Source organism: Kitasatospora sp. NPDC054795 (assembly GCF_053611565.1).
On sequence record NZ_JBSHAP010000116.1, the window covers coordinates 21,866 to 29,375 of the forward strand.

General features: G+C 74.9%; 5 protein-coding genes, 1 tRNA gene and 1 pseudogene. 5 read left to right on the forward strand and 2 right to left on the reverse strand.

Annotated features, from left to right (window positions below; all coding sequences use genetic code 11):
• A complete protein-coding gene (locus ACWGJO_RS32180; RefSeq protein WP_380351429.1) occupies window positions 1-477 on the reverse strand; it encodes a universal stress protein in 477 nt (158 codons plus the stop codon).
• On the opposite strand from ACWGJO_RS32180, the gene ACWGJO_RS32185 reads away from it, so the two are divergent.
• Together ACWGJO_RS32185 and ACWGJO_RS32190 are read left to right on the forward strand one after the other, a co-directional pair.
• On the forward strand, window positions 409-1,239 hold the full coding sequence (locus ACWGJO_RS32185; RefSeq protein WP_452189173.1) for a hypothetical protein: 831 nt from the start codon (window positions 409-411) through the stop codon (window positions 1,237-1,239). The two genes, ACWGJO_RS32180 and ACWGJO_RS32185, sit on opposite strands and share 69 nt — an antisense overlap.
• Window positions 1,240-1,673: 434 nt before the next feature.
• Entirely contained in the window at window positions 1,674-2,843 is a 1,170-nt protein-coding gene (locus ACWGJO_RS32190) for an HAD-IA family hydrolase (RefSeq protein ID WP_452189164.1), read from the forward strand.
• A 113-nt stretch (window positions 2,844-2,956) separates the two neighbouring features.
• Here the strand turns inward: ACWGJO_RS32190 and ACWGJO_RS32195 are convergent, their stop codons facing one another.
• Complete coding sequence (locus ACWGJO_RS32195; RefSeq protein ID WP_452189166.1) at window positions 2,957-3,763, reverse strand: GNAT family N-acetyltransferase; 807 nt, start codon at window positions 3,761-3,763, stop codon at window positions 2,957-2,959.
• Between the two features lie 977 nt (window positions 3,764-4,740).
• Here ACWGJO_RS32195 and ACWGJO_RS32200 point away from each other — a divergent pair.
• The 3 genes and pseudogenes from ACWGJO_RS32200 to ACWGJO_RS32210 all read left to right on the forward strand — a co-directional run.
• A pseudogene (locus ACWGJO_RS32200) lies at window positions 4,741-5,746 on the forward strand (helix-turn-helix domain-containing protein); the annotation flags it as partial.
• An 883-nt stretch (window positions 5,747-6,629) separates the two neighbouring features.
• The gene (gene orn / locus ACWGJO_RS32205) at window positions 6,630-7,232 is read left to right on the forward strand and encodes an oligoribonuclease (protein WP_452189168.1); all 603 of its coding nucleotides are present in this window, start codon (window positions 6,630-6,632) and stop codon (window positions 7,230-7,232) included.
• Between the two features lie 176 nt (window positions 7,233-7,408).
• Window positions 7,409-7,484, forward strand: a tRNA-His gene (locus tag ACWGJO_RS32210).
• The last annotated feature ends 26 nt before the right edge of the window (window positions 7,485-7,510 follow it).

Here is a 7,510-nt window from a genome sequence, read left to right on the forward strand (position 1 = left end):
TCAGGGGATCACGATCACCGGACGGTTGGCCCGCCGCGCCAGCCGTCCGGAGACCGAGCCGAAGATCTTGCCGAGCAGGCCGTGCGTCGTGCCGACGACGATCGCGTCGGCGGCGTACTCACGACCGACCTCCTCGATCTCGTGGCAGATGTCCCCGCCGCGCTCGACCAGGATCCACGGCACCCCGGTGAGGAAGTCCGCGCAGGCGAGCTCCAGGCCGAGGACCTCGGTCCGGTGGTCGGGGAGGTCGACGAAGACGGGTGGCTCGCAGCCTGCCCAGACGGTGGCGGGCAGACGGTTGGCGACGTGCACGATCACCAGACCGCACTGCGAACGGCGCGCCATGCCGACGGCGTAGGCGAGAGCGCGCTCGCTCGACAGCGAGCCGTCGAAGCCGACCACCACACCGTGCTGGAACACCGGGTCGAGGGACGGCGCCGGGGCTTCCTGCCCGGACGGCTCGGCGTGGCCACCCAGCGGGCCGGCCGCGCTGGCAGCCGCCTCCGGATGCTCGGCACCCGGGCCCAGGCGGCCCGTCACCGGAGACCCGGCGGGGTCGGCCGGGGGTTCGCCACGCCGCTGGCGGGGCCCATGGCGCTCACGGCGGGCGAGGCTGCCCCGACGGGCGAGGCCGCGCAGAGCGCGCGCGAAGCCCGGCGGGCCGTCACGCCCCGGGCCGGACTCCCCTGGCTCTGCCGGCCGGGCCACGCCGGTCGGCTGCGCCACGTCGGTCGGCCGGGCCGCACGGGCCGCTCCGGCCGCCTCGGGTTCCTCGGCGGCGTCGGCTCGCTCGCGTCCCGTCCGTACGCCCGGGACGCGGCCCGGGGCCTCGGCGCGCGCGTCAGCTCGTCCATCGGCTCGTTCGTCGAATCGTTCATCGGCTCGCGGGCCGGCAGACCCGCCCGCGCCGCCGTCCCCGCGACCGTCCCGGCGACCGTCGCCGTGGCCACCCTCGCGGTCGTCGTCACGGTCGTCGTCGAGACCGCCTTCGCGGCCCTCACCGAGGTTGCCACTGCGGCGATCACGGCCGTCGTCGCCCTGCCGGTCGGCACGGACGTCGGCCGGTCCGTCGGGACGGTCGCAGGCAGACCCGCCCGCCGGGCCCACGCTGCGGGGGGTGTCCGGTTCGACCGGTCGGGGAGGCTCAAAACCAGCCATGGCTCACGGCTCTTCGATGGAGAGGGGCCGACAGGAGAGGAGAACAACGCTGCCCGGGCAGCAGGCCCGCCCACGGGATGACGTCGGTCTGCGCCGCGCAGCACCGTATGTGACCTGTTCCTTTCAGAGTACGACGGGCCTGGGGCCCCGCCCAGCGAGGAAGCCCCTGAGCGACGTTGTTCCCGCGAAAGGGGGATGCGCCCGCTGAGGCAGTGCGCCCCGCCCACAGGCGATCGCGCCCCCTCCGGAAAGGAGGTTCCCTGGAGCTTGACTGAGCGGACCGGGCGGCGCAACAGCCCCACGGGACACCGTGACCGGACTGTCATGGATCGGCGACGATCCGTTGCGGTGCGTCGCGAACCGTGACGTCCGACCTGCCCCAACAGTCCCGGACGGCCCGCGCGTCACCGCCCGCCGCAGGCGCACGGAGGCCGTTTCGGCCACTCCGTACGGCTTCGCGACGCCGTCTGGCATTTGCCAGGTGCATAGGCTCGGCCGCTGGCACCATGCTTGGCATGCCCCTGCTCCTGTTCGACCTCGACAACACCCTGTTGCCCCGGGACGCCGCCTACCGGGCCTGGGCGCAGGACTTCCTGTCCGAACACGATCTCCCGCCGGGCGACCTCGAGTGGTTCGTCACCCTCGACGGCGGCGGATACGTTCCGCGCAGCACCGTACTGTCGGCGGTCCGGCGCCGCTACGGGCTGGACGTCTCCGCCGACTTCCTGATTGCCCACTACCGACGCGGCATCAACTCCCATATCCACTGCCCGCCCCGGCACATCGAGGCGCTGCGGGCCGCCCGGACGGCCGGGTGGACGCTCGGGATCGTCAGCAACGGCGGCACCCGGCCGCAGTTGGAGAAGATCCGGCGGACCGGACTGGGCCCGCTGGTCGACGGCTGGGTCATCTCCGAGGAGGCCGACTGCGTCAAACCGGACCCGCTGATCTTCGAGATGGCCGCCCAACGGTGCGGCATCGCACCCACCGGGGACTGGGCCGACCACACCTGGATGATCGGGGACCACGCACCCGCCGACATCGCCGGTGCCGAACTGACCGGACTGCGCAGCGTCTGGCTGCACCACGGGCGGCCGTGGGCGGAGAGCGGCTACCGGCCGACGCTGAAGGCGGCCGGTCTGCCGGAGGCGGTCGGCCAGGTCCTCGCCGCACGGAACGCGCCCTCGCCCCGACCGGGCGTCCGCTCCGACGGGCCGCTCCGGAAGACGGCAGCGGGGATGCCGGGCTACGCGACGGCGCTGCTCGGCGCACGGTCCGGCGCACATCCCGCGATGGCCGCCCTGGACGGCCCGAGCGCATCCGTTTCCGCAACGGCCGGGCCGGCCGGCGAGCCCGCCCCCGCGGGCGGGCTCGGTGTCCGAAACCGATCAGGCGGGTTTGCCGTGATCGCCGAGGCCCGCACGGACACCGGAGCGGACTCCGGGACCCGGGCGGCCGGCAGACCGGGCCCGGCCTCGGACGGCCTCCGCCCCGCACCGATCACAGCGACGGCCAAAGCCACGATCGCGGCCACGACCGCAGCCACGGCCGTCCGCCCGAGGCCCGACGGGGCCGCACCCACCCCGGTCGCCCACACCGTTGCGCCCGGCACGGCATCGTCCGCATCGTCCGTATCGCGCTCGGCGACCACCGTGTCCGCAGCCGCCGTGGCGGCCGCCCAGTAGCGCCCGGCCGCCCCCTTCACATCCCGCCGTCCCCGCCGTCCCCACCGCGCCCCAGCACCGGCGCGCCCGCACCCGCACCCGCACCCGGCAGCCACCGCACCGCACCGCTCCGGCTACCCCACCGGCGCCGCCGACGTGCGGGTCCACCAGCAGGTGCGGGCCTGCTCGACGAAGCCGAGCTTGCGGTAGAGCGGTTCGCCGAGCGAGGTGGCGACCAGGGTGGCCGGGCGGTCCGGGTGTGCGTGGGCCAGCGCGGTCCGGAGGACGGCGTCGGCCACGCCCCGGCCGCGCCGGTCGGGCAGGGTGGCGACCCAGTACACGCCGGTGGCCCGGCCGTCGTCATAGGTGAGGCAGGTGCCCGCCACCGCGCCGTCGACGCGGCCGAGCCAGCCCCGCCAGCCGGGTACGTCCAGCAGTTGCTCCGGGAGGGCTCCGCCCCGGACACAGGGCTGTCGGGCGGGCAGCGGGAAGCCTTCCACGATGGCCCGCTCGACCATGGCGAAGCTGTCGCCGTCCCGCGCCTCATCCACCGTCAGGACCCCGCCTCCGCGCGCCTCCGAGACCGCGGGCAGGACGGCGGTCGTGCCTTCGACCGGGCCCGGATCCCGGACCATCACTGGCATGAGCGGCATCCGGGCGGCCCCGAGGCCCGTGAGGTCGAGCCCGTCGTACGGGTCCTCCACGGTGCAGCGTATGGTCGACCACTCGGCCATCAGGTCCGCCAACTCCTGCGCCAAGGCCGCTGGTTCGTCGTAGGGGCGGGTCACCACGATGCGGTGCGCGTCGTCCGGGGTCCGGGCGCACCGGACCGCGGTCAGCCCCGGGCGGGTGCGGGACTGCCAGCCGTGGACGCGGGCTTGGGCGAGCCAGAAGGCGGCGGCGTTGTCGTTGGCCCGTTCGAGCCGGCTGCTGGTGTTCACGGCAGGACCGTAACCCGGCGGTCCGGTTCCCGGTTCCCCCGTTCTGGGCTTGGCCGGATGAAGCCTGGGAGGCGCACGACTTCTCCCCGTGCGCCCCCTCGTGCACCGCCGATTTTCGGTCAATTTCGCGCCGATGCCTCCCGCTTGGGCAAATCCGCAGCCCAGACCAGCCGGCCGGGCGCACCGGAGCCGGACGCCCCAGGAACCGTCCCGCGACAACCAGCCACCGTTGCCCCGGCCCTCTTCCCAGAAAGGTCGACGGGTGCCACGCTTCGTGATCGAATGCATCACGCCAAATTGCCATGTCGACATAGCGTCGGATGGTGAACTTGTCACAACGGCAATGGTCCACCCGATAGATTTCGATCTTGGCCAGCAGTGCCGCACCACCCACACCACACCACCGAGGGGGCTTGAGCGCCTTGAGCAGGGTGAGCAGGAGCGACGCGGGTCCTGACAGCGGCCAGGCGGCGGCCGGCGGCGCGGGTCGGTCCGCGAGAGGCACTGGCACCACCGCGATCGCCACCACCCGAACCTCCGGCCCCCAGGGCGCCGCTTCGCACTCCTCGTACTCCACGGTGCCCTCCCCCGGGGCGGGCGCCGGCGGCGGTCCTGGTGCGACGCCGACAGCCGCGGACCACGGCGTGGCGACGCCCTACGGGAGCCAGTCCCCCTACGGCGGACAGTCGCCGTTCGGCGGACAGCCCGTCAGCCGAGGACCCGTCAGTCCCGGCCAGTCCTACGGCGGCGAACACCCGGGCTATTCCGGCCACCCCGGACACCTCGCCCATCCCGGCCACTACGGAGGCCATCCCGGCCACGCCGGTCATTCCGGCCACCCCGGCTACGGCGGCGGCACCCCGGGCCTGAACGGCGCCCCCGCCGCCGGCCCGGGCGGCGGTCCGCTCGGCGGCCTCGGCTCCGGCCACGGCCCGCTGGGCCACGGCGGGCCCGGCGCGAACGGCTCCCCGACCCCGATGACGTCCTCCGCCCCGCGCAAGCTGTCCGGCCGGCGCCGTCGGGAGACCGTCGCCGTGCTGATCTTCGGCGGCGCCCCGATCTTCGAGAGCTCCATCCCGCTCTCCGTCTTCGGCGTGGACCGCCAGGACGCCGGGGTGCCCCGCTACCGCCTGCTGGTCTGCGCCGGCGAGGAGGGTCCGCTGGCCACCACCGGCGGCCTGACCCTCTCCGCCCCGTACGGCCTGGAGGCGCTCGCCCGGGCCGGCACGATCGTCGTTCCGGCCTGGCGCTCGATCTCCCAGCCGCCGCCGGTCGAGGCGATCACCGCCCTGCGCAAGGCCCACCACGAGGGCGCCCGGATCATCGGGCTCTGCACCGGCGCCTTCGTGCTGGCCGCCGCCGGTCTGCTCGACGGCCGCCCGGCGACCACCCACTGGATGTACGCGCCGACGCTGGCCAAGCGCTACCCGCGGGTCCACGTCGACCCGCGCGAGCTGTTCGTCGACGACGGCGACGTGCTGACCTCCGCCGGCACCGCCGCCGGCATCGACCTGTGCCTGCACGTGGTGCGCAGCGACCACGGCGCCGAGGCGGCCAACGCGCTGGCCCGCCGCCTGGTGGTGCCGAGCCGCCGCGGCGGCGGAGGACAGGCCCAGTACATCGATCAGTCTTTACCGGAGGAGATCGGCAACGACCCGCTGGCCGAGGTGGTCACGTGGGCGCTGGAGAACCTCAACCAGCAGTTCGACGTCGAGGTGCTGGCGGCTCGCGCGTACATGAGCCGGCGCACCTTCGACCGGCGGTTCCGCACGCTCACCGGCAGCGCGCCGTTGCAGTGGCTGATCACCCAGCGGGTGCTCCAGGCACAGCGGCTGCTGGAGACCTCGGAGCTGTCGGTGGACGACGTCGCGCGCCGGTGCGGGTTCCGTTCGCCGGTGGCGCTGCGCGGGCACTTCCGGCGCCAGCTCGGAGTCTCCCCGGCCGCGTACCGGACCAGCTACCGGGCCCGCCGTCCCGGTCAGCAGCCGAGCGCGCCGGCCGGTGCGCTCGGCGACCTGCGGCTGCCGGGAGCGCTGCCGCACCCGGCGGGCGCGGTAGCGCCGGCGGGCGGGCCGCTGTTCGGCGGGGCGCACGGTGTGCCGTCGGCGCAGCCGTTCCCGGCCGGTCCGGGGGCGCCGCTCGCGGTCGGGCAGCACGGGCAACCGGTGCCGCACGGCCAGCAGGGGCAGCAGGGGCAGCAGGTCGGTCACGGGCAGCCGGGAGCGCACGGCCAGCCCGGCGGGTTCGGTCCGGGCCAGGTCGGGACGCCGACCGGCCAGCCCTTCCACGTCCGGGCCGGTCAGCCGTACCCGCACCAGCAGGCCGCACAGCAGTCGCACCCCGGGCAGCAGGGTGCGGCAGGGCGCGGTCCGCTGCGCCCGCCGGTGGTTCCGCCGCAGGCCGGCCCGGGGGCGGGGACCGGACGTCCGCCGCGCACCGCGGAGCACGCGGCGGCGGAGGACGGTCTCCCGCAGCCGGGGGTCCGCGGTCAGGGCCAGGGGCACCGGAGCGCGGCCGAGCGTCCCGCGGACGAACCCGGTGCGGCCGGGCGCGGTCACGGCGCGGCCGCGGGACGGATGCCGGCCCCGGCCGGGCAGCCGGGCTCCGGGCCGGGTGAGCTCCGCGGTCGCCAGGCCCGGGCTCCGCAGGTCCGCGGCCAGGCGGCCGGCCGGCCCTCGACCGAGGGCGTCCGGGCGGCGCGCGAGGTCCGGGCCGGACGGGACGGCCATGCGGTCCGGGCCGGCCGGGAGGGCGAGCACCCGGACGGCCCCGGCACGCACGACGGGCCGGAGGAGCACCAGGCCGAGGCACCCCGCTCGGCTCCACCGGTCCCCGCGGCGCGTGATCGCGCCGTAGGGTGAGTTGTGTGAATGACCGTTTGGTATGGATCGACTGTGAAATGACCGGCCTCGACCTCGGCCGGGACGCCCTGGTCGAGGTCGCGGTGCTGGTGACGGACTCCGAGCTGAACATCCTCGGCGAGGGCGTGGACGTCATCATCCGGCCGCCGGCGGAGGCGCTGGCGAACATGCCCGAGGTGGTGCGCGAGATGCACACCGCCTCCGGGCTGCTGGAGGAGCTGGAGCAGGGCGTGACCCTGGCCGAGGCCGAGGAGCGGGTGCTCGCCTACGTGCGCGAGCACGTGCCGGAGGCGGGGAAGACCCCGCTCTGCGGCAACTCGGTGGCCACCGACCGCGGCTTCCTGGCCCGGGACATGCCGGCCCTGGAGAAGCACCTGCACTACCGGATCGTGGACGTCTCCTCGATCAAGGAGCTGGCCCGCCGCTGGTACCCGAAGGCGTACTACAACAGCCCGCCGAAGGGCGGCAACCACCGGGCGCTCGCCGACATCCGGGAGAGCATCGACGAACTGCGGTACTACCGCGAGGCGGTGTTCGTCCCGCAGCCCGGCCCGGACGCCGACACGGCGCGGGCGATCGCCGGGAAGTACCGGTCCCCGGCGAGCTGAACCCGGGGCCGCCGGGCCGGTCCACTTCCGGAACGGCCCGGCGGAACCCCGCCGGAGGGCCGGAGAACGTGCCCGTGTCAGCCGGATCGAAACCCTGGCGCGAGCACCCTCTCGGATCCTGTAGAGTTCTTCCTGTCGGAACGGGAACGCGAGAGCGGGAACGGACCGGACAGATGGTGGGTGTAGCTCAGTTGGTAGAGCACCTGGTTGTGGTCCAGGTGGCCGCGGGTTCGAGTCCCGTCACTCACCCCAGAGCCCGAGGGGCCGATCTCTTCAAG

Excerpts from the sequence above, each read along its gene's own strand:
- ACWGJO_RS32190 (WP_452189164.1), top strand. The coding sequence starts at position 1,674 with ATGCCCCTGCTCCTGTTCGACCTCGACAACACCCTGTTGCCCCGGGAC.